The following is a 24972-nucleotide window of genomic DNA, read 5'->3' on the forward strand; positions in this document are numbered from 1 at the left end:
CCTGCTTCGCGTGCTTTATTCTTTGGTTTCCACGTCCATTCTTAGCGAACCCTGCCTGTGGTCGCATTGACAGGGTGTGACCATAATATAATATGGTCACACCTAGCTTGCCTCCAGGATTCCCGATGCCTCCTCTACGCCCCTTCGCTGTTTTGATGAGTGCCACCTTGATAACAGGCTGCGCGGTCGGTCCGGATTACCTGCGTCCGGACGCCCCGCTTTCGGATCGTTTCCTTCGCCAGCCTGTCGTCGACCAGCGATCCAACGCGGCGCAGGCCAGCCTTGCGGTCTGGTGGGAAGGCTTCGCTGACCCGGCGCTGACCGAGTTCGTTACCCAGGCGTTGGCCCAGAATCTGGATCTGGCCCAGGCATCGGCGCGCGTCGCCCAGGCCCGGGCAGGCTTGGGGGCGGCGAACGCGGCGCTGCTGCCGTCGGGGACCGTCAACGGCCAGGCCGCACGCGCCTATCAGTCCGTCGAGACACCGTTGGGCCAGGTTCTGGATTCGACCCCCGGTTACGATCGGTATGGAAATGCCTATGCGCTGAACCTTGAGGCAGGTTGGGAATTGGATGTCTTCGGCGGCCTGCGTCGCGGGCGCGAGGCGGCATTGGCCGAGTACCAGGCGTCCGAGGCGGGCATGGCGGCCACGCGACTGGCCGTAGCGGCGCAGACAGCCGACCTGTACATGACCGTCCGAGGTTTGCAGGCCCGACTGGACATCGCGAACCGACAGGCCAAGACCCGGCAGGAGCTGCTGGAAAAAGTTCGATTGCTTTATGATGAAGGTCTCGCCGCCCGCTATCAGGTTCACCAAGCCGAAGGCGAACTGGCACAGGTCCAGGCGACAGTGCCGGTGCTGCAAACCGGACTGGAGACGGCGATGAATGCCCTGGACATCATGCTCGGCGCGCCGCCCGGCACCCATCGCGCGCAACTGGCATCCACCGGCAATATCCCCCCGGCGCCACCCATGAACGCCACGGGAACCCCCGCCGATCTGCTGCGTCGTCGCCCAGACCTCATCGTGGCTGAGCGGCGCCTTGCCGCGTCCAATGCGCGGATCGGCGAGGCCGTCGCCGAGTACTATCCGAAATTCTCCCTCGGTGCGTTGCTGGGCAGTGCCACCTCGGTATCTGCTGGACACTTGTTCAGTGGCGGCGCCAGCCAGGCTTCGGGAGTGTTGGGTTTGCGCTGGAGACTGTTCGATTTCGGCCGCATCAACGCCCAGATCGACCAAGCCAAGGGCCAGGAAGCCGAAGCCCTGGCGGCCTATCGTCAGTCCGTGTTGCGCGCGACCGAGGATGTCGAAAATGCATTCTCCGCCCTGGTCAACCGGCAAGCCCAAGCCGTTACCCTCACCGGAGGCGAGACGTCGCTGGCACAGGCTCGCGAGTCCTCGTTCAGCGCTTATGAGCAAGGCACCGCCAGCCTGATCGATGTGCTGCGAGCCGACGAGACGCTGCTGCAGGCCTCCGATGCCCGGGCGCAAGCCCAGACAGAGTCGGCCCGGGCAGCGGTCGCCGCGTTCCGGGCGCTCGGTGGGGGCTGGCAGGCGCCCGAAGCGCAGCCCGTCGCGCTGGCCGGCCAATGACCGGACGCTCATTCAATCAGAAGCGATAGCTGACGGAAGTACCGAACCCGCTCGCGCTGTTCTTGTACCGGGCACTGTAGGCACCCCGCGTCGCGGAGGTTTCGTTGACGTGCACACTCTCCTCCCACAGATAGGAATAAGCGACGTCGATGGTGACATCGTCCACCGGCGTCCAGCCCGCACCCAAGCTGATCACCTTGCGGTCGCCCGTAGGAATGCGCGGGCCACGGTTGGTGTTGTTGGCAGGCGACTGGTCCATCGACAGGCCGGCACGCAGCACCCATTGATCGTTCAACCGGTAGGCCGTGCCGATCGCATGCGCCCAGGTGTCGTGCCAGCTCTGTTCTTCGCTGACGGTGCCCAGTTGACCGCTCAATAGTGGAGGCAAACCGCTGTTCTCGATGGTCAGCTCCTTGAAGCGACTCCAGCGTGTCCAGGTGCTGCCCAGGTACAAGGTCCAGTCATCATTGAGTTGATGCGTCACAGAGAGGTCCACCGACTCCGGCGTATCCACATCCAGCGAAGCGTCATAGCTGCGACCGCTGACGCCCAGCACGCTGAAGATCCCGCCCGTGAGCTTGGACTTGGCATCCAGGTGATAGCTGACCTTGGAGTGATAAGTAGCCCCCAGGCGCGTGCGGTCCGTCGCCTGCACGAGGATCCCGGCGTTGAACCCCAGCGCCGTGTCGTCACCGGTGCTTTTGAGTTTCCCATCGTTGCGACCAGGGCTCAGCGGATTGGGTACCATTCCGGATATCTCGCCGCTGATACGGTTGATGGTGGGGCCGAACCCGATCGAAACCTTGTCGTTGAAGGCGTAGCTGACGGTGGGCTGGAACGTCAGGGTCGTCACCTCGCTTTTGTTGGCGTAGTAACGTCCGGCATAACCGCTTCCATAATCGGTGATCAAGCCGAACGGCACATAGAAGCCGACACCGAAGGCCCATTGTTCATCGATGGGCTTGACGTAATACCCCATGGGCACGGTGGTCGCCGGGACCATGTCCCCATCCTCCTCACCGCCGAACGTACTGCGGGTCTGGCTGATATCGGTTTTGGCGACCAATGTCGCCGCACCGAGGCTGGCCTCCTCTTTTTTCAGACGAGACATGCCCGCCGGGTTGCCGAAGACGGTACTCGCATCTTCTGCCGAGGAAGAACGACCGGCGAATCCGGTTCCCATGCCGCTGATGCTCTGTTCGTTCAACGCAAAACCGCTCGCAAAACCCTGGGAGGACGCGAGCATGACGGCGAGGCCGATGGGCCCCCTGAGCAAGATTTTTTTCATTATTGGGACTCTAGGAAAACAGCAGCGGTGGCTGCGGTAGGGGGAACTCTGTCTGTGTGTCGCAATGACGTGAGGGGGGACTCCGTCATGCAACGCATCCCACCCGCCAGCCTCTCGCCGCGCCATATTTATTCATGTGACCATATGTGTCAATAGTCACGATACGGACAAATAAGAGCCCCTGTTCCGGGCAGAACAAGGGCTGGCGTTGAAGCGCTACGGCCTCGGTGCAAGGCGTGAGTTAGATACTCACGCTCAAGGCATCAGGCTACGCAAGATGAGGTTGGTGGTGAGTGTCGGGGCCACTTCCACATAGTCGAGGTTGTACTGCAGCAACAACGGATTGACGAAAGGACGAAGCGTCAGGTGGATCGCCTCCACGGTTTCATCCAGCGGAGTCCGGCGCTCAAACTCACCGAGTTCTCGACCTTCCCGCAGGATCTGCGTCACGAAACCTTTGATCTTCGCATCATAGTTACGTGAACTGGGCCAGCGCTCCGACACGGAAAATGCCGCAATGTCGTAGAGCTTGCGGTCGTTGAAAAACAGGTCCACACCCGTGGTAATCACTGTCCTGACCAGGCGTCGAAAGCGCTCCGTCGGCGAAATGCCCTCTTCATTGATGGCCTGTTCCACCGCAGCAACGATTTGCGCCAGGCAATTGGTGCAAATGGCTTCGCCGATCGCTTGCTTGGAGTCGAAGAACTTGTAGATGTAGGCCTTGGAAAACCCGATGGCCCTGGCAAGATCGGACACCGTCGTCTTGCCGAAGCCGTATTGACTGAAATGTTCATGGGCCGCCGCGACAATCTGGTCGCGAATGTCGTGATCGGCTGGACCGCGGGTGCTGGGCGAAGACGCTGATGGCTGATTCATGGGCGTAGCTTACGCATCCACAAGAATGTTGACAACTTGTGACCATACAGTAATCAAGTCACAAAACGCCCTCGTCCGGAAACCCGTCGCCTGTTTATTTCGCGAACAGCTGGCTCATATCCTTGAACGCCTTGAACTCCAGCGCATTACCGCAAGGATCGAACAGGAACATCGTGGCTTGTTCACCAACCTGCCCCTTGAAGCGAATATACGGTTCGATCACACCAGGCCCGATTGCGGGCGACACGGCAGCTTGATGCCACGCTGGTAATGGCGCTGGTCGTCGTGCAATTCCACCACGTCGATGCCCAGGCGTTCGTCGCTGGTGAAGCGATACCAGATGCCGACCTCAGCCAACAGGCGGTCGATGAAGGCCAGGTCGCTTTCATCGTATTGCATGACCTGCTCGCGCCGGGGGTAGTCGCGCACAGAGAAACTCCTACGACCCGGACTTACGCGACGGCTGGAGCTTCATCAGTTTGAGTTTTTATTGGCGCTCTGCGGTCATTTGCTGGCAGAGGCCATCAACACACCAAATCCCAGGAAAGTAACGCCCGACAATTTGCCGACGACCCTCGTCCCCTGGCCCGATGAGAGCCAGCCCCTGGCCCCGTTCGCCATCAGCCCATAACCACAATGGATCAATACGACCAGCCCGGCATAGGACGACACCAGCAAGAAAAACTGACTGTAGTAGTTGCCCGCCGACTTGATGAACTGAGGGAATACCGCAAGAAAGAAGAACCCGGCCTTGGGATTGAGCAACTGAATGGACAGCGCCTCGACAAATCGCCGCCATGGACGCGACGAAGTCGCGGTGAGTTCGGGGATAAAACCTTGGGTCCGCCACATCTTGAAGCCCAGGTACAACAGATACATCGCCCCGATGTACTTGAGCATCGTAAAGGCCGTCGCCGAGGCGGCCAGGATCAGTCCGACGCTACTGGCGCAAAGACCGGCCACGATAAACGCCCCGGACGCGATACCGAAGATGCCTGGTAGCGCACCACTCCAGCCATGGCGCAGGGCATTGGAAATCGTCAACACCACGCCGGGCCCCGGGCTGAGTACCGTCAGCGTCGCCAGCAGCAGAAAAAGTCCATAATCGGCCATGAGTCGCTCCACATGAAGGCGCATTGATAAGGCCTTCAGGTTGGCGTGACGCCTGAACGCTGACAAACGCTTTAATTGCGCCTCATATGTGACTAAATTAGACACATGATCGCCAACCTCCCCCCGCTTAACGCCGTCCGCGCCTTCGCCGCTGCCGCTCGCCACCAGAGTTTCAGCCGCGCAGCCGAGGAACTGCACGTCAGCCACAGCGCCGTCAGCCGTCATGTAAAGCTGCTTGAAGAACGCCTGGGCGTGCTGCTGTTCGAGCGTCGAACCCGTCAGTCGTTGCTCACGCCTGAGGGTAAGGCGTTTTACGAGCAGGTCAGCGAGGCACTGGCACAGATCGCCAACGCCGCTGCCGCCCTGACCCGCCACGCGTCCCAGCGCAAAGTGACCCTCAACGTGCGTCCCTCCTTCGCGGTGCGCTGGCTGATCCCGCGGCTGCCGGACTTCATGGCGCTCTACCCGGACATCAAACCCGAAGTGGTCACCAACACCCGCCCGCCAGACCCATCGCGAGACCCCTTCGACGTAGTCATCCGCCGTGGGCAGTCCGGATGGTCAACGAACGTGCAGCCCACCGTATTACTGGAAGACGACCTGCTGCTGGTCGCCGCGCCGTCGCTGCTGCAAAGCGTGCCGCTGGACAGCGTCCACGACCTGGCGCGGCACACGTTGCTGTCAGGCAAGACCCGCAGCAGCGATTGGCAGGATTGGACAGCGCACGCCGGCATCAAGCCCTTGCGCAACCCGCCAACCCTGCAATTCGACCACATGCACCTCGTCCTGCAGGCAGCCGTCGATGGCCTCGGCGTGGCGTTGTGCCCGGCTTCGTTGTTGGGCAGGGATTTGTCCAACGGGCGCCTGACCTGTCCATTGCCTGCGTTGCGCCTGCCGTTGCCTCGTTACTATTACGGCGTGTCTCGGGATGCGGTGGGTGAAGCGCAGGTTTTTGTGGATTGGTTGTTTTCGCAGATTCAGCAGTCAGCCACCGCCCAACCAAAGGCGTAATCATGCTCATCGAACCTTTCTCCATCGACATCCCCGACATCGCCCTTGAAGACCTCCGGCATCGCCTGTTGAACACGAGGCTACCGGAGCCTTTGGCCAATCAGGGCTGGAGTGAAGGCATGGACATGGGAGTGCTTCGGGGCCTTATTGCGCACTGGTCGACCACCTTCGATTGGCGCGCCCAGGAGGCAGCGCTCAATCGCCTGCCGCAATTTGTCGCCGACATCGGTGGGCAGCGGGTGCATTTCATTCATCAACGGGGTGTCGGCCCGGCGCCGATGCCGTTGATCCTGACCCACGGTTGGCCCGGTTCTTTCATCGAGATGCAGCGCATCATTCCGCTGCTGACGGACCCGGCCCGCCATGGCGGTGACGCTGCGGATGCCTTCGATGTGGTGGTGCCGTCACTGCCCGGCTACACCTTTTCCGCGCCGTTCCAGCAATTAGGCAGGGGGCCGCATGACATTGCCGGCTTATGGAATGAATTGATGAGGGGGTTGGGGTATGAGCGGTTCGGCGCACAGGGCGGGGACATCGGTGCGGGCGTGTCGACCTGGCTCGGCGTGCGGTTTCCCGAGCGGGTGACGGGCATTCATCTGAATTACATTCCGGGCTCTTATCGCCCTCCCCTTGGCGAAACCGAACCGCCGTTGACAGAGGCAGAATCGGCCTTCCTGCAACGAGCGGCGGCATTCGCCGATGCCGAAGGTGCCTATGGGCATATCCAGCGAACCAAGCCACAAAGCTTGGCCGTGGGCTTGAATGATTCCCCGGCCGGGCTGTTGGCCTGGATGGGGGAAAAGATCCTGTCCTGGTGCGATGAAAGTCCCGCCATCGATCATGAATGGCTGCTGACCAACGTGACGCTGTACTGGCTGACGAACTGCATCGGCTCGTCGTTTCGCCAGTACGTGGAAGGCAGCAAGCGACCATTGCTGTTCAACAGCGGCGAACGGCTGAAGCCTGCGGTTGGGGTGGCGCTGTTTCCCAAGGAGCTGCCCATGCCGCCAAGGAGTTGGGTGGAGCGCTGCTGCAACGTGCAGCGCTGGACCGCCATGCCCCGTGGCGGTCACTTCGCCGCGTTGGAGCAGCCGGAGTTGTTGGCGGAGGATATCAGGGCGTTTTTTCGGGGCTTTCGCTAGCGAGAGCCGCTAAAGCCCGTGGCGAGGGAGCTTGCTCCCGCTGGGGCGCGCAGCGGCCCCAAACCAGCCACCTCGTTTCGCCAGGCACAGCGCAGGCATCGGTTTTGCGACTGCTGCGCAGCCGAGCGGGAGCAAGCTCCCTCGCCACAAGGGAATGTGATTGGCCTCTGGATATGCGCAGTGGCGGTGTCTGGCCGTCCTAAATATTTGTAGGAATTTACCTCCCGTGGCGAGGGAGCTTGCTCCCGCTGGGCTGCGAAGCGGCCCCAAACCGGCCGTCTCGTTTCGCCAGGCACACCGCAGGCACCGGTTTTGCGGCGGCTGCGCCACCGAGCGGGAGCAAGCTCCCTCGCCACAGGGATCGCGTGCGTCCTACAGGTCGGTTGTTGCGGCTGGAATCGGCTTCTATAGTTGGGTCGTCACTGGCCTTGGTTGGTGATTGGGTTTCGCAGCCCGAGTGAACAAATCTAGATACCGTCAAATGAAATTCAGGCAAACTTGCCCGCTTTCATTTTATGGCGGTTGCGCGCGGGAGGCTTTCGAGTCTGCCGAGTTTTGGATTCGTTCCTCGGTCTGCGAACCCTCGCGCAACTGCCACCCCTATGATTCGCAGCAGAAAGGTGGCTCTTCTTTCTATCGAACGAGTGCAACTTTATGACAACGAATCAAGCATCTGCCCGCTTCACTCCTCTCACCCAAACCGCCACAACCCACCCCGTCCTGCTGATCGACACCCACGCCCCGCTTCCGGAACTCCACGCCTGTGTCAGCGAACGCCTGCACGCCACGCTCGATTACCTGACGCTGGTCGCCTGCAGCAGCCTGCGGGACTCAGCAGAGAGCGACATCAATACCATCACCAACGTCGCCCGGATCCTGGTGCAAGATGTAACCGACGTGTTCGGCGTGATCGAACGGCGCGGTCTCGAAGGCTAGCCAACCTCCTGTGGCGAGGGAGTTTGTTCCCTCGCCACGGGGTCGAGCATGCAGGGCTTGCCAAGCCGGTTCGCTGGCAGGTACCGTCAGGCCATGACTCTTTCTCGAATTGCCTCGACCACCACAACCACGACCACCCCAGACGGGTCGTGCGAGATGTCGTGAGTCAGTAACACACGGATCCCAAAGGCCCGCCAGCGATGGTAAGGGCCTTTTCTTTTGCCCTTGCGTCACTGGCAAAAACGCAAGGAAAACACCATGTATGCACTGTTGATTCTCGATATGCAGGTCGGGTTGTTTCATGGCCCGGATAAACCCTGGGCTGGCGATGCACTGCTCAGCACATTAAATGGCCTGTTGATTCAGGCTCGCCAGGCCGGCGCCCCGATTTTTCTGGCTCGTCATGTGGGTCCACCCGGCTCGCCCATAGCCTCCGAAAGTCCACTAACGCAACTGGTGCCGGAACTGTTGCTGGAAGGCGGCGAAGTCATCTTCGAAAAAAGCCGCCCCAACGCATTTGTCATGACGGACCTGGCCAATCGCTTGAAAGCCCGTGGAGCAGAAGGCATCGTGATCACCGGGATGAAGACCCAATATTGTGTCGACAGCACCTGCCGCGCCGCCCGTGATCTTGGGTTCGATGCCGTGCTGATCGCCGACGGTCATACCTGCGCCGATACACCAAGCCTGGCAGCGGAGGCTATCGTCGCCCATCACAATGCAACGCTGGCGGGCCCCTTCTGTCAGCTGATTCAAGCGAAAGACTGGCACTTCTAAACCAGCATAGGCCGTTCGGCTCGTTCGAGCCGAACCCCTTCAACAAACGGAGCAAACCACATGGAAGTCAACAATTGCCTCTCCCCCTCGCAGTGCGCAGGCATGGAGGATATCCGCCAGGAAATCGATACCCTCGACCAGGCTGTCATCCAACTGCTGGGCAAACGATTCCAATACGTACTGGCCGCATCGAAATTCAAGACCTCGGCGACAGCAGTGCGAGCCCCCGAGCGCTTCAACGCCATGCTTGCGACTCGGCGTGAGTGGGCCGAGGCCGAAGGGCTGGACCCGAATGCCATCGAGAAGATGTACCGCGACCTGGTGAACCACTTCATTGCCGAAGAGATGAAACACTGGTCGGCCCATCAGTCCGACACCTGAGCCATCCCACGGATCCGTGGCGAGGGAGCTTGCTCCCGCTGGGTCGCGAAGCGGCCCCCCTCATTCCGTTTCGTCAGGCACACCGCCTCGCTCGGTTATGCGACTGCTGCGCAGCCGAGCGGGAGCAAGCTCCCTCGCCACAAGGAGTAACAGTCTTCCTGGTGTAGATGCCTGTCAGGCAGCGCCCTGCGGCTCTACCAACGCCTCCAGCACCAATGGATGCAGCACCGCATCGGGATGCTTCTGCTCCCACCCCGCCAATTCCCGGCGCATGCCCGGGGTCCAGAAGCTCTTGATGTGCTGGCGAACGCCATTCACCGCCAGCGTGTGGTCCGGCTCACTGGCGAAGTATTGGGCGATCTGGTTGGCCATCTTGATCAGGCTTTCAGAACTCATCGACGCACCTCGGCTTTTTCGGCATGGCGACGCTCCTTGAGCAGGCGTCCTTGTTCATCGCTGAAGGCCTGATAGCGTTTCTGCCATTCCGAAGGCTGGCTGACCCGCACGATCTCCACCGCCGTAACCTTGTATTCCGGGCAGTTGGTGGCCCAGTCGGAGTTGTCGGTGGTGATCACGTTGGCGCCCGATTCCGGGAAGTGGAACGTGGTGTACACCACGCCCGGCGCCACCCGTTCGGTTACCTTGGCCCGTAGCACTGTTTGCCCGGCGCGACTGCCGATGCCAACCCAATCGCCGTCGACGATGCCGCGGTTTTCGGCGTCGGCCGGGTGGATTTCGAGGCGATCTTCCTCGTGCCAGGCCACGTTGTCGGTGCGCCGCGTCTGGGCGCCGACGTTGTACTGGCTGAGGATGCGCCCGGTAGTCAGCAATAACGGGTACCGGCTATTGACCTTCTCCTCGGTCGGCACGTAGCCGGTGAGCATGAAGCGCCCTTTGCCGCGAACGAATTCGTCGATGTGCATGGTCGGCGTGCCGTCCGGTGCGGCATCGTTGCACGGCCATTGCAGGCTGCCGTGACGGTCCAGTTCGGCGTAGCTGACGCGGGTGAAGGTCGGTGTAAGGCTGGCGATCTCGTCCATGATTTCTGATGGATGACGATAGTTCATCTTGTAGCCCAGGGCGTCGGCCAGGGCGATGGTGGCCTCCCAATCGGCCTTGCCGGCCAGGGGCTCCATGACCTTGCGCACCCGAGAAATGCGGCGTTCGGCGTTGGTGAACGTGCCATCCTTCTCGAGGAACGAGCTGCCCGGCAGGAACACATGGGCGAACTTGGCCGTTTCGTTGAGAAAGATGTCCTGGACGATGACGCATTCCAGGGCACTCAGCGCTGCGGTCACGTGCTGGGTGTTAGGGTCGCTCTGGGCGATGTCCTCGCCCTGGCAGTAAAGCGCCTTGAAGCTGCCGTCCAGGGCGGCCTCGAACATGTTGGGAATGCGCAGGCCCGGATCGGGCTGCAAGGTCACGTTCCAGGCCTGTTCGAACTGGGCACGCACGGTTTCGTTGGAGATGTGCCGGTAGCCGGGCAACTCGTGGGGGAACGAGCCCATGTCGCAGGAGCCCTGGACGTTGTTCTGCCCACGCAACGGGTTCACCCCGACGCCTTCGCGGCCGATGTTGCCGGTGACCATTGCCAGGTTGGCGATGCCCATCACCGAGGTGCTGCCCTGGCTGTGCTCCGTGACGCCGAGGCCGTAGTAGATGGCCGCGTTGCCGCCGGTGGCGTAGAGCCGTGCGGCGGCGCGGATCTGATCGGCGTCCACGCCACAGACCGGGCCCAGCACTTCAGGCGAGTTTTCCGGCAGGCTGACGAAGTCGCGCCAGCGGGCAAAATCTGCCGCCTCGCAGCGTTCCTCGACAAAACGCTGGTCGACCAACCCTTCGGTGACGATCACGTGAGCCAGTGCGTTGAGCATCGCCACGTTGGTGCCTGGGCGCAGCTGCAAATGCAGGTCGGCGCGGGCGTGGGGGGAATCCACCAGATCGATACGGCGCGGATCGATGACGATCAACCGCGCGCCCTGACGCAGCCGACGCTTGAGCTGGGAACCGAACACGGGGTGCGCATCGGTCGGGTTGGCGCCCATCACCAGGATAACGTCAGCCTTCATCACCGAGTCGAAGTTCTGCGTACCGGCGGATTCCCCCAGCGTTTGCTTGAGGCCATAACCGGTAGGCGAATGGCAAACCCGGGCACAGGTGTCGACGTTGTTGTTGCCGAAGGCGGTGCGCACCAGTTTCTGCACCAGGTAGGTTTCTTCGTTGGTGCAACGACTGGAGGTGATGCCACCGATGGAGTCGCGCCCGTACTTGAGCTGGATGCGGCGCAGCTCGCCGGCAGCGTAAGTGACGGCCTCATCCCAGCTGACTTCTTGCCACGGGTCGCTGATGTGCTTGCGGATCATCGGCTTGGTGATGCGGTCCGGGTGCGTGGCATAACCCCAGGCGAAACGACCCTTGACGCAGGAATGGCCGTGGTTGGCCTGGCCGTTCTTGTCCGGGACCATGCGCACCAATTGCTCGCCTTTCATCTCGGCGCGGAAAGAACACCCCACACCGCAGTAGGCACAGGTGGTGATGACGCTGCGCTCCGGTTGACCGATTTCCACCACGCTCTTGTCGATCAACGTCGCCGTCGGGCAAGCCTGCACGCAGGCACCGCAGGAGACGCATTCGGAGTCGAGGAAGTTGTCACCGCCGGCCGCTTCCACCCGGGAGTCAAAGCCGCGCCCGGTAATGGTCAGGGCGAAGGTGCCCTGGATTTCCTCGCAGGCTCGCACGCAGCGGCTGCACACGATGCATTTGCTCGGGTCGTAGTCGAAATAGGGGTTGGATACGTCCTTGGCCTCGGCCAGGTGGTTGGCGCCTTCGTAGCCGTAACGTACTTCACGCAGGCCAACCTGCCCCGCCACCGTCTGCAGTTCGCAGTTGCCGTTGGCCGGGCATGTCAGGCAGTCCAGCGGATGGTCGGAGATGTACAACTCCATCACATTGCGCCGCAGTGTTGCGAGCTTGGACGTCTGGGTGCGCACCACCATGCCCTCGGTCACCGGCGTGGTGCAGGACGCCGGATAACCGCGCATGCCATCGATTTCCACCAGGCACATGCGGCAGGAGCCGAAGGCTTCCAGACTGTCGGTGGCGCAGAGCTTGGGGATGGCGGTGCCGAGCAAGGCCGCCGCGCGCATGACCGAGGTACCGGATGCAACACTGATTTCGCGACCGTCGATGGTCAGCCTTATTTGCACGTCGCTTTCACGCGCCGGGGTGCCCAGGTCCATGTCACTGCTGGGATCGAAGATGTTGATCATTGGTCGGCCTCCGTGGTCGCCAGACCGAAGTCGGCGGGGAAATACTTCAGGGCGCTGGCGACAGGGTAGGACGTCATCCCACCCAGGGCACAGAGCGAGCCGTATTGCAGGGTGTCGCACAGGTCTTGCAGCAACGCAGCCTGTTCCTGACGGGCAGCGGGATCGGTGCTGGCAATCAAGCGGTCCACCACTTCCACCCCACGGGTGGAGCCGATCCGGCATGGCGTGCATTTGCCACAGGATTCCTCGGCGCAGAACTGCAAGGCGAAGCGGGCCATGTGGGCCATGTCCAAGCTGTCGTCGGCAACCACCACGCCGCCGTGGCCGAGCATCGCACCCATGGCAGCGAACGCTTCGTAGTCCAGCGGCGTATCGAATTGCGCAGGGGGCACCCAGGCGCCCAATGGCCCGCCCACCTGTACGGCTTTAAGCGGTCGACCGCTGGCTGTGCCGCCGCCGTATTCTTCGACCAGTTCGCGCAAGCTAAGGCCGAAGGCGCGTTCCACCAGCCCGCCGTGACGGACGTTACCGGCCAGTTGAAACGGCATCGTGCCCAGGGACCGTCCCATGCCGAAGTCGCGATAGAACTGTGCGCCCTTCTCCAGGATGATCGGCACCGAGGCCAGGGTCACCACGTTGTGTACCAACGTCGGCAGCCCGAACAAACCTTGGATGGCGGGCAGCGGTGGCTTGGCGCGCACCGTGCCGCGCTTGCCTTCGAGGGATTCCAGCAGCGCCGTTTCCTCACCGCAGATATAGGCGCCGGCGCCCACCCGTACTTCCAATTCAAAAGCATGCCCGCTGCCACTGACATCGGCGCCCAAGTAACCGGCTTCCCGGGCGATGCCCAGGGCCTCGTTGAGGGTGCTGATGGCAGCCGGGTATTCCGAGCGCACATAGATGTAACCCATCGTGGCGCCTACGGCGATGCCTGCGATGATCATGCCTTCGATCAGCAAGAAGGGATCGCCTTCCATCAGCATGCGGTCGGCGAACGTCCCGGAGTCACCCTCGTCGGCGTTGCACACCACGTATTTCTGCGCACCGACAGCATCGCGCACGGTGCGCCACTTGATGCCCGCCGGGAACGCCGCACCGCCGCGACCGCGCAGGCCCGAATCGAGCACGCTGGCGACCACGTCGGCGCCGTCCATCTGGATGGACCGGGCCAGGCCCGAAAACCCGCCTTGATTGCGGTAGTCGTCCAGGGACAGCGGCTGGGTGATGCCGGCGCGAGCGAACAGCAGGCGCTGTTGGCTCTTGAGATAAGGAATGTTTTCCACCAGCCCCAGGGCCGAGGAATGACTGCCAGGATCATGGGCGAGTGCGTCGAGCAGCCCCGGCACGTCCTGTACCGCGACAGGGCCAAAGCCCAGCCGGCCCTCGGGCGTTTCGAGTTCAACCAGCGGTTCGAGCCAATAGAGGCCCCGGGAACTGGTGCGCCGTATTTCGAGGGGCAATTGGCGACGTTCGGCCTCGAGGACCAGCGCATCGACCACCCTGTCCGCGCCGACCGCGCGGGCCACTGAATCGCGGGGAATGCAGAGCGTCAGCATGAACCATCCTCCAGGCAACCATTGACCAACTGGCGCAGGCGCTCGGGGGTGAGCCTGGCGTGTAGTTCGCCGTCCAGCTCCAGGGCTGGCGAGCACACGCAGGCTCCCAGGCAGTAGACCGGCCGCAGGCTGATGCTGCCGTCGGCGCTGGTGCCGTGGTCGTCCAGCGAGAGTTGTTCACGCAACTGCGCCGCCAGGCCCTCGGCCCCCATGCTCTGGCAGGACTCGGCCCGGCACAGGCGCAGGGTATGGCGCGCCGGCGGCGTGGTGCGGAAATCGTGGTAGAAGCTGATCACCCCGCGCACTTCAGCCTGGCTGAGGTTGAGGGCATGGGCAATTTCAGGGACGGCGACGTCGGGCACGTACCCGCAGCCTCCCTGGATGGCATGGAGAATCGGCAGCAAGGCACCGGGGGTGTCCTTCTCGCGCTCCAGAACGCTGTGGATCAAGGGCAGGTGAAGCGTCTCATCAGGCATAAACGTACCTCGGCATCTCGAACGACACCGCCGCATGGCGGCAGCCGTCCGGAGTCTTGGCTTGGGCGTCGGCCCACGTCACGGTAGCGTGGCAGATCCGATCGCCATCCTAGCTCTCCGGCCAAGTGTCTTTGGCGCACCTGATCCGGGGCATCTTTACAGCTTGCCACTCCCGGGGGTTGGCGATTGCACGTGGACGACAAAACCCGTCCTGAAAGCGACTCGGCGCAAGAAGTCGTCTGGCGGCGTGCGAGGCCAGATACGCTAATGATTGTAGGCGACTTGTGGCTGTCGGTTGGGATGGGGCCAGCACTCAAGCCAAAACCTATTCTTGCCTGACGATATCGACCGAGATTTCCACCGCCGCTATGGCGCCTCTGTTCTCAAGCCAGTGTGTGGTGTTCCTGTCCTCGGGCCAGCCCACGCCTGGTCCGTAGTCCGTGGCGATTCCATTTCGATGGTCAGTAATCGTTCCCTGCAAGATGTAGACAGTGCCGGGCCTGTCCTTGTGGTCGTGCATCGGCCCGAAGACGCCTCCAGGCTCGATGGTCACCTTACGCATTCGAAGTTGGCGCCCTGCCATTCCCTCGATTTCCGGCCCCAGGTCAATCGATTCAAGTAACTGCACCGTAACCCCTTTCGTCTCGGGCACCCTTCCTTCGTTGCTCATCCTGCACACCTCTCTGCACGCCCGGGCTCTGACTAGAATCTAGACGCTCGCGAGGCTGTGACGAGGCGTGAGGCGACCAAGGGTCGAAAACGGGAAAACACCACCTAGCCGTTTCTTTATTTATAATTCCAGTCGGAGCCACATGCCACCGGCCCTGAGAGCCAGGTCGAACACCATGAATGAACGTCAAAAAACGATTAAGAACACGATCGACGCCAGGGTGATTGGAAGCGACTCCGACGAGATTACCTATCAATCGGAGTGGATCGGTTACCTCCCCTTCCCGGTTGATCATTGGGTTGAACATCTGGGTAAGGACTTCTCCAGCGAATTTCCTTCTGAATGGACCCTTGAAGACCTGGCTAGCCTTGAACAATCGGGGTTCCTGGAAAAACTCGAAGCTTACGAAAACCCGGAAGACTCGTTTGATCGGCATATCAGGTATCGCGTTTGGGTTGAATGCGGGTAACGGTCGACCCGGACCGAACCCTTGAGCGCACAGGCCCCGCTGGGCAGTCGCCTACCCCCCGCACGCCTCCCGATACTGCCCCAACACCTGCCCAATCGCCGCCAATACCAGCTCACGTGCCGTGCTGCTTTCCTGTCCGCTCGCCACCTGCGGGTACAGGAGCGGCAGATACTGGCTCACCAACGTTTCAGGAATCGGCTCATCACCGAAGGCCAGGAACATCTCCTCCACCGCGCGACTCGCCGCTGCAAACGGCCAGTAGTAGCGGATGCGGTCGCTGTAGCTGAAGTGTCGCTGCACGCGCAATGCGGCGTCGTCACCGTGGTAATAGTGATCCCAGTAGTGCGGTTCAGCGAGCATCAGTGACTCCATGGTCCTGCGCAGGCTTTCTTGCTCCGGCACTGAGCGCAGCGCGGCAGCGATGTGGTCCAGCGCGTAGAGCGCTTCACGCAGGGCGAAGGTCAGGCCGGGGCCGACCTTGAGAATCGCAAAGCCGTCGCGCACCAGATGCTGCAGCGCGCTGGCTGGCTGGTAGTCGGTGGAGTGAGCCTCGAATACCAGTTGCGGCTCACCCTGAAGAATGGCGCTGAGGGCCCGGGCCTTTTCAGGTTGATAGACCACTACGTTCTCATTGCCGAACTCGACACCAGGCTGGACTACCAAGCCAATGACTCGCGCAAACACGCTGTCGAGGCCTTGGGCGATAAAAGCCTGGCGATGCAGTGCGATCGTTTCCAAGGCTGATTGCGGGGTGGTCACCTCAAGGTCCTCAACCTTCTCCGAGGCGCCGCCCGGCACCGGCACTTCGGTGCCTATCACGTAGAACGGTAACGGCAGGCCGGCATCGTTCACCGTTCGCTCGACCACGGCCGCCAGGCGTGCCGCACGTTCGGCCACCAGCGCGCCGTCGAGCGGATCGCTCTCGCCCATGCAGGCCATGCTCGTATCAAGGTGAATCTTGCTGAAACCTGCCCGGGCGTAGGCTTCCAGCATGCGTTCGGCGTTGAGCATGGCTAGCTGCGGCGGCAGGTGGCGCCAGGGATTCGGCCCCAGGTGGTCGCCGCCGAGGATCAAGCGCTGCGGATCGAAACCCACGCGCTGTGCAATCTCCAGCACAAAGCGGCGGAAGTCCGCCGGGGTCATGCCGGTATAGCCACCCTCATGGTTGACCTGGTTGCACGTCGCCTCGATCAGCACCGGCGCCGTGCCGGCCTGGCCGCAGCGCAACGCCGCTTCAATGACCAGGGCGTGTGCCGAACACACCGACGTAATGCCGATGGCGCGGCCTTGGCCGTGGGCACCTGACAGTTTTTGAAGATAATGACCTTGCATGAGCAGTGCCTCTCGATGACGTGGGAGATCACCATACGAGAGGAAAACGATCAACTTCAATCATTATTTTGATTGACAGTGATTTTTTTGGCTCTATATTTCATTCCTATGAATCACTAATGAGCAGCCCAAGTGACTAAAGACGAGCGCCTTTCACTGATCTGTCAGCACCTCTACAGCCATGGCGAAAGCACTATCCAGACCATCGCCGAAGTCGCCGATGCATCCCTGGCGACCGTGCGCCGGGACCTGCTGAGTCTGGAGGCCGACGGCACCATTCACCGCACCCATGGCGGTGCGCGTATCGCCAAAAGCGCCGGGGTCGAGGTGGCCTTCGACCTGCGGGAAAACCAGAACCTTTTCGCCAAGCGCGCCATTGCCGAACTGGCCTACGAGCAGATCGCGCCGGGCTCGACCATCTTCCTCGACGCGGGCACCACGGTGCTGCAACTGGCCCGCCGCCTGCGCCTGGACCCGATGCCGCTGTCGGTGTTCACCAACTGCCTGAACGTCGCTCAAGTGTTGATGAACACACCGGGCATCAAGATCGTCCTGCTCGGTGGGCAGTTGCGGGCAGAGAACGCATCGATGGTCGGGGCCCTGGCCGAAGCGATGATCGAAAATTTGTGGTTCGATCAACTGTTCCTCGGTGCCGGTGCCATCGCGCCGGATGCCTGCATCTACAGCCTCGATGCCAGTGAAGCGCAGCTCAACCAGAAGATGCTCGCCCGCGCCGCCAAAACCCTGCTACTGGCGGACTCGAGCAAGTTCGATCAGCGCCTCACCTACCGTGTTGCCCCGCTGGACAAGAACCTGACGGTGATCAGTGACGAACAGTTGTCTGCCAGTTGGTGGGCGCGCTTGCACGAACAGGGCTGCGCCACGTTGCAAGCCTCCAGCCAAGCCATTGCCGCCCGGGACGTACAGGCATGAATGATTGCGTGTTGGGGCTGGACAGCGGCGGCTCGAAAACCCGGGTGACGGTAGCCGATCGCCAGGGCCGGGTGCTGCACTGTGAAACGGCGGCCGGACTTGATCCGATCGCCAATCCACAGTGGTCCGCTCAGTTGCACGCACTGCTGCAAGCGGCCGCCAGGCTGCCGTTGGCCGCCGCCGTGCTCGGGCTGCCGATGCATGGCGAACTGGCCGAATGTTCCATCGCCCAGCGCGACACCGCGCAACGCGCATTGTCCTGCCCGGTCCTTGTAGAAAACGATGTGCGCATAGCCTTCGACGGTGCATTCGCCGGGCAAGGCGCAGGCGTGTTGATTCTCGCAGGTACCGGTTCCATGGCCTGGGCCAGCCGTAACCAGCCCGGTGCCGAGCATCTACGCGTCGGCGGTTGGGGCGATGTATTCGGTGACGAAGGCAGCGCCTATTGGATCGGTCGGCAAGCGTTGACCCTTGCCAGCCGCAGCCTCGACGGCCGCGCCTATCAGCCACACCTGACCCAGGCCCTGCTCGATCACTTGGGCCTGGCCCCCGATCAACTGGCGGATTGGGTCTACGGCCTAGCCAATCGCCGGGCCTCAATGGCGGCCCTGGCCGAATGCGTGTCGACCTCGGCGGTGGCCGGCGATGCTGCGGCAATCGCAGTGATGGACGAGGCCGCAGCGCACCTGGCCGAACACATCAACACTGCTTGGCGCCGACTGGGCCTGAGCGGGCCGGCGACCTGGAGTTACGCCGGGGGTGTCTTCGCCCACACGCCGATGCTCGATGGCATTCGCCGTCGCATTGGCGCCGTCGCCTGCCCACCCCGCCTGCCTCCCATCGGTGGCGCCTTGTGGCGCGCCGCTCACAACGCGGGATGGAACCCCGACCAGCGCTGGATCGAACAACTGTCGCTGAATCGTTAGCCCCTTGCACTGCCGTCAACCTCCCCTTTCCCGATGAAGAGGTTTTGCCATGCTCCGACGCCATTTGCTTGCATCGCTCGCGCTGTTGCCGTTGTCGTTTGCGGTCCCGACTTTGGTACCGCTGGCCGCCGCCGCCACCAGCATTACTGAAGTGCTGTTGCCGCCCTGGGGCACCCTGCCCAAGGGCATGACCGACCGCCTCGCCAGCGAGACCGGCGTGACGCTGGATACGCAGACGCTGGGCTGGGACCAGATCCTGACCAAGGTCGCCACCTCGATGATTGCCGGCAGCCCACCGGCCGACACCACGGAAGTGGACTGGTCATGGGTCGGTCAATTTGGCGCCGCCAACTGGTACCTGCCGCTCAACGATGCCGTGGACGCCGCGACCCTGGCGGACATCCCTTCGGCGAAATTCTTCATGGTTGAGGGAAAGCTGTTGGCGGTGCCCTATGCCAACGATTTCCGGGTGCTGATCTACAACCGCGACCACCTCGACCGTGCGGGTATCAAGACTGCACCCACCACGCCTGAGCAGTTGCTGGCCGACGCCAAGGCGATCAAGGCCAAGAACATCACGCAATACCCGATCGCCCTGCCCTTGTCCGCCACTGAAGGCAGCGCCACCGCTTGGTATCTGCTGACCAAGGTGTTTGGCGGTGAGCTGTTCAACGAGCAATTCGAACCGCAATTCATCAAGCCCGACTCGGCCGGCTACCGGGCCATGGCGTTTGAAATCGAAGCGCTCAAGCAAGGTCTGATCAGCCCAGCGGCGACCGGCCTCAAGGACGTCGAGGTGCAGGAGCTGTTCAAGAAAGGTGACGCCTCGTTCGACCTCGCCGGTTGGGCCGGCAACGTCGCGGTCTACAGCGACCCGAGCAAATCCCAGGTGGCCGAACACGTCGCCGCCGCGTTGATGCTGAGCACCACCGGAACCGCGCGCACTATCGGCCTGCCGGAAGCCATGGGCATCCCCGCCACGGCAAAAAACAAAGACGGTGCCAGGACCTTCATCAACTGGTTCATCAAACCCGAGAACCAGATCGAGAGCTACAAGACCCTTGGCAACCTGCCCACCCGCACCAGCGTGCTCAAGCAGCTCAACAGCGAAGGCAAGCTCAAGAGCGGTGACGTGATCCTGCAACAGGCCACGCTGGTCGATCCACTGTTCAAGCAAGGCACACCCGTCTGGTACCCGCAATTCACCAGTGCGGTGTCCAGTGCCCTGAACCAGGCCGCCAAGGGGCAACTGACCGTGGCCCAGGCCGTGGCGCAAATTGCCGAAGAAGCCAAGAGCGCGATGCAGCCGTGATGACATTGACCTCCATCAGGGAGCGCTTGCGCCCCACACCGGGTGAAACCTGGCTCGGCCTGGCGTATGTGCTGCCGATCATCCTGGTGATGGCCAGCCTGGTCTTCGTGCCGCTGCTGGCCACGGTGTTCGACAGCCTATATCGGATAGACCCGATGCGCCCCGGGACGCCCTTCGTCGGCCTGCTCAACTACCAGAACCTGGCGACCGACAGCAACGTCCAGCACGCCACCTGGAACACCCTGGTCTACGTCGTGCTGGCGGTGGTGCTGGAAACCCTCGGGGGCCTGGCTGCCGCGCTGCTGTTGAACAAGGTACGGCATGGCCGCCAATGGCTGCTGGCGATCCTGGTGTTGCCCTGGTGCTTGCCGCCGGTGGTCAATGCGCTGGTCTGGCTGTGGATCTACAACCCTAGCTACGGCGTATTGAACAACCTGCTCAAGGGCATTGGGCTGATCAGTGAAAACCAAGTGTGGTTCAACGACCATCACACCGCGTTGCTGCTGATTTCCCTGGTCCACGTATGGCGCATGCTGCCGCTCACCGCGATCATTTTGCTCGCGGCGTTGCAGGCGATTCCTGGCGACTTGTATGAAGCCGCCAAGCTCGACGGCGCCGGGCGCATCAAGTGCTTTCGCATGATCACCCTGCCCCTGATTGCCGGTGGACTGGCCATTTCCCTCAGCCAGTCGACGGTGTTCGCCTTCAACCTGTTCGATGAAGCGTGGATCCTCAACGGCGCGAGCCTGGACACCCGTAGCTTGATCATCCAGGTGTACATGTCGGCGTTCCAGAACCTGAAGTTCTCCTATGGCATGGCGTTGTCGGTGCTGGCGATGATCGCCTCGCTGTTGGTATCGATGGTCTATGTGCTCAAGGTCTACCGCGAAACGAGGTTCGACTGATGCGCCGATATTTCTTCGAAGGCCTGGGCAAGGCCGGGTTCGCCCTGGCGTTGCTGGCGCTCGTACTGTGGTCGTTGGGCCCAGTGTATTGGGCGGTTATCACCAGCTTCACCGACCCGCGCGAGATGCTCAGTGGCCAGCTGCATCTGTGGCCACAGCACCCGACCCTGGAGCATTTCGCCAAGTTGTTCGGCGCCAGCAGTTCGTCCCAGGGTAACGAAGTGCAATCGGTGTGGCCGCAATTTTCCAGAGCCTTCATCAACAGCCTGGTGACCTCGGTGGCGGCGACGCTGTTGACCCTGGTGGCGGCTGCGTTCGGTGGCTACGCCTTTGTGCGCCTGCGCTTTCCCGGTCGCGACCTGTTGTTCGCACTGGTGGTGGCGAGCATGGCGGTGCCGGCGTATACCGTGATGATTCCGCTGTACCGCCTGATGATCAGCCTGCAACTGATCGATACCTACCTGGGCGTGACGCTGATCTACGTCTCCGCCTTCTTGCCGCTGGCCCTATGGCTGATGCGCAGCGTCTACCAGTCGCTGCCGGTATCGTTGGAAGAAGCGGCGTGGTTGGATGGCGCGGGTCGCACCTACACCCTGGTCCGCATCGTCCTGCCCCTGGCGGCGCCAGGCCTGATCGCCACCGCGATCCTGACGTTCCTCAGCGCCTGGGGGCAGTTCATGGTTCCGTTGGTGTTCTCGCCGTCCCTCGCGACCAAGTCGCTGACCGTGCTGATTCCTGAATTCGTCACCCGCAACTACGTCGACTACGGCCTGATGAATGCCGCCGGCGTGATCGCGATGCTGCCACCGGTGCTGCTGGTGATTTTCCTCAACCGTTTCCTGGTGCGCGGGCTGATTGCCGGCGCGACCAAATAAACCCTCTCTTGAAAGGACTGCCCCATGAACATCACTGAACAGGTCATCGTTGAGCAATTTCCTTTTTGGACTTCAGCGTTGACTCAGCCACTGCCGGACTTCACGGCTGCCACGACGGTGGTGGTCGGTTGCGGCACGTCCTACTACCTGGCACAAACCGTCGCCGGTGCATTGAACCTCAACGGCAAGCGCGCCATCGCCGTTCCGGGTGGAGAATGGGCCCGGCGCCCAGCGGCCTACTTGGCCACCACAACGGACGTGAAGGTGATCGCCCTGTCGCGCAGCGGCGAGTCCACCGAAACCGTGCAGGCCGTCGATGCCAGCCGCACACGGGGCCTGGAAACCCTGGGCATCACCTGCGAAGCCGACAGCAGCCTGGCGCGCAACAGCGACCACGTACTGTTTGCCCCGACACACGCCCTCGAAGGCATCGTCATGAGCAGCTCGGCAAGCCTGATGCTGCTGCTCGGTTTGCGTCTGGCCGGTGTGGAGCTCGACCCGGCGATTGCGGCCAGCGCCGAACAAGCGATGCGCAGCCTCGACAGTCAGCTCAACAGCGATCTGCTCTCGCGCTCGCACTTCGTGTACCTGGGCGGCGGCGCCTATTACGGCCTGGCCAGCGAAGGCGCGCTGAAATTGCAGGAAATGAGCCTGACCTACACCCAAGTCTTCCATCCGCTGGAGTACCGCCATGGGCCAGTCAGCCTGGTCGACGAAAAAACCTGCGTGGTGCTGATCTACAGCCCCGAAACGTTTGAAGAAGAAAGCCAGCTGTGCGCCGAACTGCAAGCCAAGGGTGCGCGAGTCATCGGTTTCGGCGGTCCGGGCGATCTTTCGATCGGCATCGGCCAGCAGGGCCTGGACCGCAGCCTGGCGATCCTGCCGGCGTTGCAATTGTTCGGCGAACGCCTGGCCCAGCACAAACATCTGGACAGCACCGCACCGCGCCACCTGACCAAGGTTGTGCGCCTTTCCTGAATTGCGGCTCCGACACAGGCAGGTTTCCCAATGGCAACGGTCAACATTCAACAATTGCAAAAAAACTACGGCGCGATTGCGGTGCTGCACGGCATCGACCTGGCCATCGCCGACGGTCAGTTCGTCTCGTTGGTCGGGGCGTCCGGCTGCGGCAAATCAACGCTGCTGCGAATGATCGCCGGACTGGAAACCGTCAGTGCCGGGACCATTGAGCTCAATGGCAAAGTCATCAACACCCTCTCGCCCAAGGACCGGGACATCGCCATGGTGTTCCAGAACTACGCGCTGTATCCGCACATGACGGTGGCGCAGAACATGGGCTTCAGCCTGCATCTGCGCAAGGAGTCGCCCGAACGCATCGACAAGGCCGTGCGGGAAACCGCCGCCCTGCTCGGCCTCACGCCGTACCTGGAGCGCTACCCCAAGGCCTTGTCGGGCGGCCAGCGCCAGCGCGTCGCCATGGGCCGGGCCATCGTGCGCCAGCCCCAGGTGTTTCTGTTCGACGAACCGCTGTCCAACCTCGACGCCAAGCTGCGGGTGCAGATGCGCATTGAAATCCGCACGCTGCAACGCCGGCTCGGCACGACTGCTATCTACGTGACCCACGATCAGATGGAGGCCATGACCATGTCCGACCTCATCGTGGTGATGAACGCCGGGCGCATCGAACAAGTCGGCGCGCCCATCGAGGTCTACGACCGTCCCGTCAACCTCTTCGTCGCGACCTTCATTGGCTCTCCGGCGATGAACCTGATCGAGGGTGCGCTGGAGCATGAAGGTACGCTGTCGTTCGTGCGGGTCGGTGGCCACAGGATCGCCCTCGGCCGGCACATCGATCGGCTGCCCTCGACGCCGGTGGTGGTCGGCATCCGACCCGAGCATGTGACCCTGGCGGCGCTGGAAGGCGCAACGTTCTCGCTGCCACTGGGCGTGGAACTGATCGAGCCAACCGGCGCCGACAGCCATGTCTACGGGCATTCATGCGGGGCCCAGGTGATGGCCTCACTGTCACGGCGCGACAGCCTGGCATTGGGCGACCAGGTGACGTTACATGGGCGTTGCGAGCAGTTGCACGTGTTCGAGAAGGCCAGTGGGATGCGGGTTGACTGAAGCGATAGTACGGGCAGCGATACTGCCGGGCGGGAAAAATCAATCTTGAGCAAACCCGGCTAGGCGCGTCCATGCCGGTATAGTCGACTCTATTGCCGACCGTACCTCCAAGAGCCTTTACCAGTGCCTGACATGCCGACCCACTCTGCTTACACCAAACGCTTCGACGCTGTGCTCGCCTATATCGATGACAACCTCGAAGGCGACCTGTCGGTAAAGGCGTTGAGCCAAGTGGCGAATTTTTCGGCCTTTCACTTCCACCGACAGTTCACCGGGTTCGTCGGCGTGCCAGTCTCCCGTTATGTGCAGCTGATGCGGCTACGACGGGCGGCACATCGCCTCGCTGCGCTCGCTGACCATTCGATACTGGACGCTGCGTCCGATGCCGGTTTTGAAAGTCCCGAGGCCTTTTCCAGGGCGTTCAGGCGGGCGTTTGGCATGACGCCGAGTGCGTTTCGCAAGGAACCGAACTGGCAGGTCTGGAATGCGGTGTTCGCCATCCCTCATTTTTCCAGGACGATCATCATGCAAGTACGAATCGTGCAATTCCCTGAAGTCAGGGTCGCTGCCCTTGAGCATTGCGGGCCCACCGGGCTCGTCAATGAAAGCGTGCGCAAGTTTGTCGAGTGGCGCATGCACAGCGGACAGTCGCCGGTGGTATCGAGCCGGACCTTTGGCATTCCGTTCAACAACCCCGATACAACACCGGCGCATGCGTTTCGCTTCGCCATCTGTGGCGAGATTCATGAGGCCGTGGCGCCAAATGCGTCCGGCGTGCATGAACGCATCATTGCTGGCGGTCGCTACGCCGTGGTGCGACATGCGGGGTCACCGGATCACATCGGCGAAACGATCTATCCGGTCTACCGCGATTGGCTGCCTGCCAGTGGAGAAGAACTGCGGGACCAGCCGCTGTTCTTCCATTACCTGAGTGTGTATCCCGAGACGCCGCAGGATCAATGGCAGACCGATGTGTATGTGCCGCTGCAATAGCGGAGCAAACAATCTGCGGGAGCGAGCCTGCTCGCGGTGGCGACGGCTCAGT

24 protein-coding genes and 2 pseudogenes are annotated in these 24972 nt (G+C 62.0%); 15 read left to right on the top strand and 11 right to left on the bottom strand.

Features of this window, described 5'->3' with window-relative positions; genetic code table 11:
- Window positions 1-125 precede the first annotated feature (125 nt).
- Window positions 126-1592, top strand: coding sequence for an efflux transporter outer membrane subunit (locus PFLQ2_RS13700; protein ID WP_003181909.1), 1467 nt, complete (start codon window positions 126-128; stop codon window positions 1590-1592).
- Between the two features lie 16 nt (window positions 1593-1608).
- Here PFLQ2_RS13700 and PFLQ2_RS13695 read toward each other — a convergent pair whose 3' ends face one another.
- From PFLQ2_RS13695 to PFLQ2_RS13680, 5 genes and pseudogenes are all read right to left on the bottom strand, one after another.
- Window positions 1609-2880, bottom strand: coding sequence for an OmpP1/FadL family transporter (locus tag PFLQ2_RS13695; RefSeq protein ID WP_003181911.1), 1272 nt, complete (start codon window positions 2878-2880; stop codon window positions 1609-1611).
- Between the two features lie 255 nt (window positions 2881-3135).
- Window positions 3136-3756 carry a TetR/AcrR family transcriptional regulator gene (locus tag PFLQ2_RS13690; protein WP_003181913.1) on the bottom strand — a complete coding sequence of 207 codons (621 nt, stop codon included), beginning with the start codon at window positions 3754-3756 and terminating at the stop codon, window positions 3136-3138.
- A 94-nt stretch (window positions 3757-3850) separates the two neighbouring features.
- A pseudogene (locus PFLQ2_RS29865) lies at window positions 3851-3979 on the bottom strand (VOC family protein); the annotation flags it as partial.
- A gap of 2 nt (window positions 3980-3981) precedes the next feature.
- Window positions 3982-4185, bottom strand: a pseudogene (locus PFLQ2_RS13685) (contractile injection system protein, VgrG/Pvc8 family); the annotation flags it as partial.
- 75 nt (window positions 4186-4260) lie between these two features.
- Window positions 4261-4869 carry a LysE family translocator gene (locus tag PFLQ2_RS13680; protein WP_003181920.1) on the bottom strand — a complete coding sequence of 203 codons (609 nt, stop codon included), beginning with the start codon at window positions 4867-4869 and terminating at the stop codon, window positions 4261-4263.
- A gap of 105 nt (window positions 4870-4974) precedes the next feature.
- On the opposite strand from PFLQ2_RS13680, the gene gcvA reads away from it, so the two are divergent.
- The 5 genes from gcvA (at window position 4975) to PFLQ2_RS13655 (ending at window position 9116) form a co-directional block, all read left to right on the top strand.
- Window positions 4975-5880: a transcriptional regulator GcvA gene (gene gcvA, locus PFLQ2_RS13675; RefSeq protein WP_003181922.1), complete on the top strand. Its 906-nt coding sequence runs from the start codon at window positions 4975-4977 to the stop codon at window positions 5878-5880.
- A 2-nt stretch (window positions 5881-5882) separates the two neighbouring features.
- Entirely contained in the window at window positions 5883-7022 is a 1140-nt protein-coding gene (locus tag PFLQ2_RS13670; protein WP_003181924.1) for an epoxide hydrolase family protein, read from the top strand.
- Window positions 7023-7676: 654 nt separating this feature from the next.
- Window positions 7677-7958, top strand: a complete 282-nt coding sequence (locus tag PFLQ2_RS13665) for a hypothetical protein (protein WP_003181925.1) — start codon at window positions 7677-7679, stop codon at window positions 7956-7958.
- 258 nt (window positions 7959-8216) lie between these two features.
- Window positions 8217-8735 (top strand): cysteine hydrolase family protein, encoded by a 519-nt coding sequence (locus PFLQ2_RS13660; RefSeq protein ID WP_003181927.1) that lies wholly within the window; start codon window positions 8217-8219, stop codon window positions 8733-8735.
- Between the two features lie 60 nt (window positions 8736-8795).
- A complete protein-coding gene (locus PFLQ2_RS13655; RefSeq protein WP_003181929.1) occupies window positions 8796-9116 on the top strand; it encodes an isochorismate lyase in 321 nt (106 codons plus the stop codon).
- Between the two features lie 174 nt (window positions 9117-9290).
- Here PFLQ2_RS13655 and PFLQ2_RS13650 read toward each other — a convergent pair whose 3' ends face one another.
- From PFLQ2_RS13650 to PFLQ2_RS27790, 5 genes are all read right to left on the bottom strand, one after another.
- Window positions 9291-9512 (bottom strand): formate dehydrogenase subunit delta, encoded by a 222-nt coding sequence (locus PFLQ2_RS13650; RefSeq protein WP_003181931.1) that lies wholly within the window; start codon window positions 9510-9512, stop codon window positions 9291-9293.
- The gene (fdhF, locus tag PFLQ2_RS13645) at window positions 9509-12385 is read right to left on the bottom strand and encodes a formate dehydrogenase subunit alpha (protein WP_003181932.1); all 2877 of its coding nucleotides are present in this window, start codon (window positions 12383-12385) and stop codon (window positions 9509-9511) included. Before fdhF ends, PFLQ2_RS13650 begins: the two co-directional genes overlap by 4 nt.
- Complete coding sequence (locus PFLQ2_RS13640; protein WP_003181933.1) at window positions 12382-13941, bottom strand: formate dehydrogenase beta subunit; 1560 nt, start codon at window positions 13939-13941, stop codon at window positions 12382-12384. Before PFLQ2_RS13640 ends, fdhF begins: the two co-directional genes overlap by 4 nt.
- Window positions 13935-14417: a formate dehydrogenase subunit gamma gene (locus PFLQ2_RS13635; protein WP_003181934.1), complete on the bottom strand. Its 483-nt coding sequence runs from the start codon at window positions 14415-14417 to the stop codon at window positions 13935-13937. The genes PFLQ2_RS13640 and PFLQ2_RS13635 overlap by 7 nt, the downstream gene beginning before the upstream one ends.
- Window positions 14418-14742: 325 nt before the next feature.
- Window positions 14743-15087, bottom strand: coding sequence for a cupin domain-containing protein (locus PFLQ2_RS27790; RefSeq protein ID WP_033046035.1), 345 nt, complete (start codon window positions 15085-15087; stop codon window positions 14743-14745).
- Between the two features lie 175 nt (window positions 15088-15262).
- Here PFLQ2_RS27790 and PFLQ2_RS13630 point away from each other — a divergent pair, with 175 nt between their 5' ends.
- The gene (locus tag PFLQ2_RS13630) at window positions 15263-15556 is read left to right on the top strand and encodes a hypothetical protein (protein WP_003181935.1); all 294 of its coding nucleotides are present in this window, start codon (window positions 15263-15265) and stop codon (window positions 15554-15556) included.
- A gap of 51 nt (window positions 15557-15607) precedes the next feature.
- On the opposite strand, the gene PFLQ2_RS13625 is transcribed toward PFLQ2_RS13630, so the two are convergent.
- Window positions 15608-16888, bottom strand: coding sequence for a D-tagatose-bisphosphate aldolase, class II, non-catalytic subunit (locus PFLQ2_RS13625; RefSeq protein ID WP_003181936.1), 1281 nt, complete (start codon window positions 16886-16888; stop codon window positions 15608-15610).
- A 132-nt stretch (window positions 16889-17020) separates the two neighbouring features.
- On the opposite strand from PFLQ2_RS13625, the gene PFLQ2_RS13620 reads away from it, so the two are divergent.
- The 8 genes from PFLQ2_RS13620 (at window position 17021) to PFLQ2_RS13585 (ending at window position 24920) form a co-directional block, all read left to right on the top strand.
- Window positions 17021-17821, top strand: coding sequence for a DeoR/GlpR family DNA-binding transcription regulator (locus PFLQ2_RS13620; RefSeq protein ID WP_003181937.1), 801 nt, complete (start codon window positions 17021-17023; stop codon window positions 17819-17821).
- The gene (locus PFLQ2_RS13615; RefSeq protein WP_003181938.1) at window positions 17818-18747 is read left to right on the top strand and encodes an N-acetylglucosamine kinase; all 930 of its coding nucleotides are present in this window, start codon (window positions 17818-17820) and stop codon (window positions 18745-18747) included. The genes PFLQ2_RS13620 and PFLQ2_RS13615 overlap by 4 nt, the downstream gene beginning before the upstream one ends.
- A gap of 49 nt (window positions 18748-18796) precedes the next feature.
- Window positions 18797-20059, top strand: coding sequence for an extracellular solute-binding protein (locus tag PFLQ2_RS13610; RefSeq protein ID WP_003181939.1), 1263 nt, complete (start codon window positions 18797-18799; stop codon window positions 20057-20059).
- Entirely contained in the window at window positions 20059-20964 is a 906-nt protein-coding gene (locus PFLQ2_RS13605) for a carbohydrate ABC transporter permease (RefSeq protein ID WP_003181940.1), read from the top strand. Before PFLQ2_RS13610 ends, PFLQ2_RS13605 begins: the two co-directional genes overlap by 1 nt.
- Window positions 20964-21839 carry a carbohydrate ABC transporter permease gene (locus PFLQ2_RS13600; protein ID WP_003181941.1) on the top strand — a complete coding sequence of 292 codons (876 nt, stop codon included), beginning with the start codon at window positions 20964-20966 and terminating at the stop codon, window positions 21837-21839. The genes PFLQ2_RS13605 and PFLQ2_RS13600 overlap by 1 nt, the downstream gene beginning before the upstream one ends.
- A gap of 24 nt (window positions 21840-21863) precedes the next feature.
- Window positions 21864-22817: an SIS domain-containing protein gene (locus PFLQ2_RS13595; RefSeq protein WP_003181942.1), complete on the top strand. Its 954-nt coding sequence runs from the start codon at window positions 21864-21866 to the stop codon at window positions 22815-22817.
- A 30-nt stretch (window positions 22818-22847) separates the two neighbouring features.
- The gene (locus tag PFLQ2_RS13590; protein ID WP_003181943.1) at window positions 22848-23927 is read left to right on the top strand and encodes an ABC transporter ATP-binding protein; all 1080 of its coding nucleotides are present in this window, start codon (window positions 22848-22850) and stop codon (window positions 23925-23927) included.
- A gap of 123 nt (window positions 23928-24050) precedes the next feature.
- On the top strand, window positions 24051-24920 hold the full coding sequence (locus tag PFLQ2_RS13585) for an AraC family transcriptional regulator (RefSeq protein ID WP_003181944.1): 870 nt from the start codon (window positions 24051-24053) through the stop codon (window positions 24918-24920).
- Window positions 24921-24972: the final 52 nt, after the last annotated feature.

The sequence above is a fragment of the Pseudomonas fluorescens Q2-87 genome (assembly GCF_000281895.1).
In the GTDB taxonomy this organism is placed as follows: Bacteria; Pseudomonadota; Gammaproteobacteria; order Pseudomonadales; family Pseudomonadaceae; genus Aquipseudomonas; species Aquipseudomonas fluorescens_S.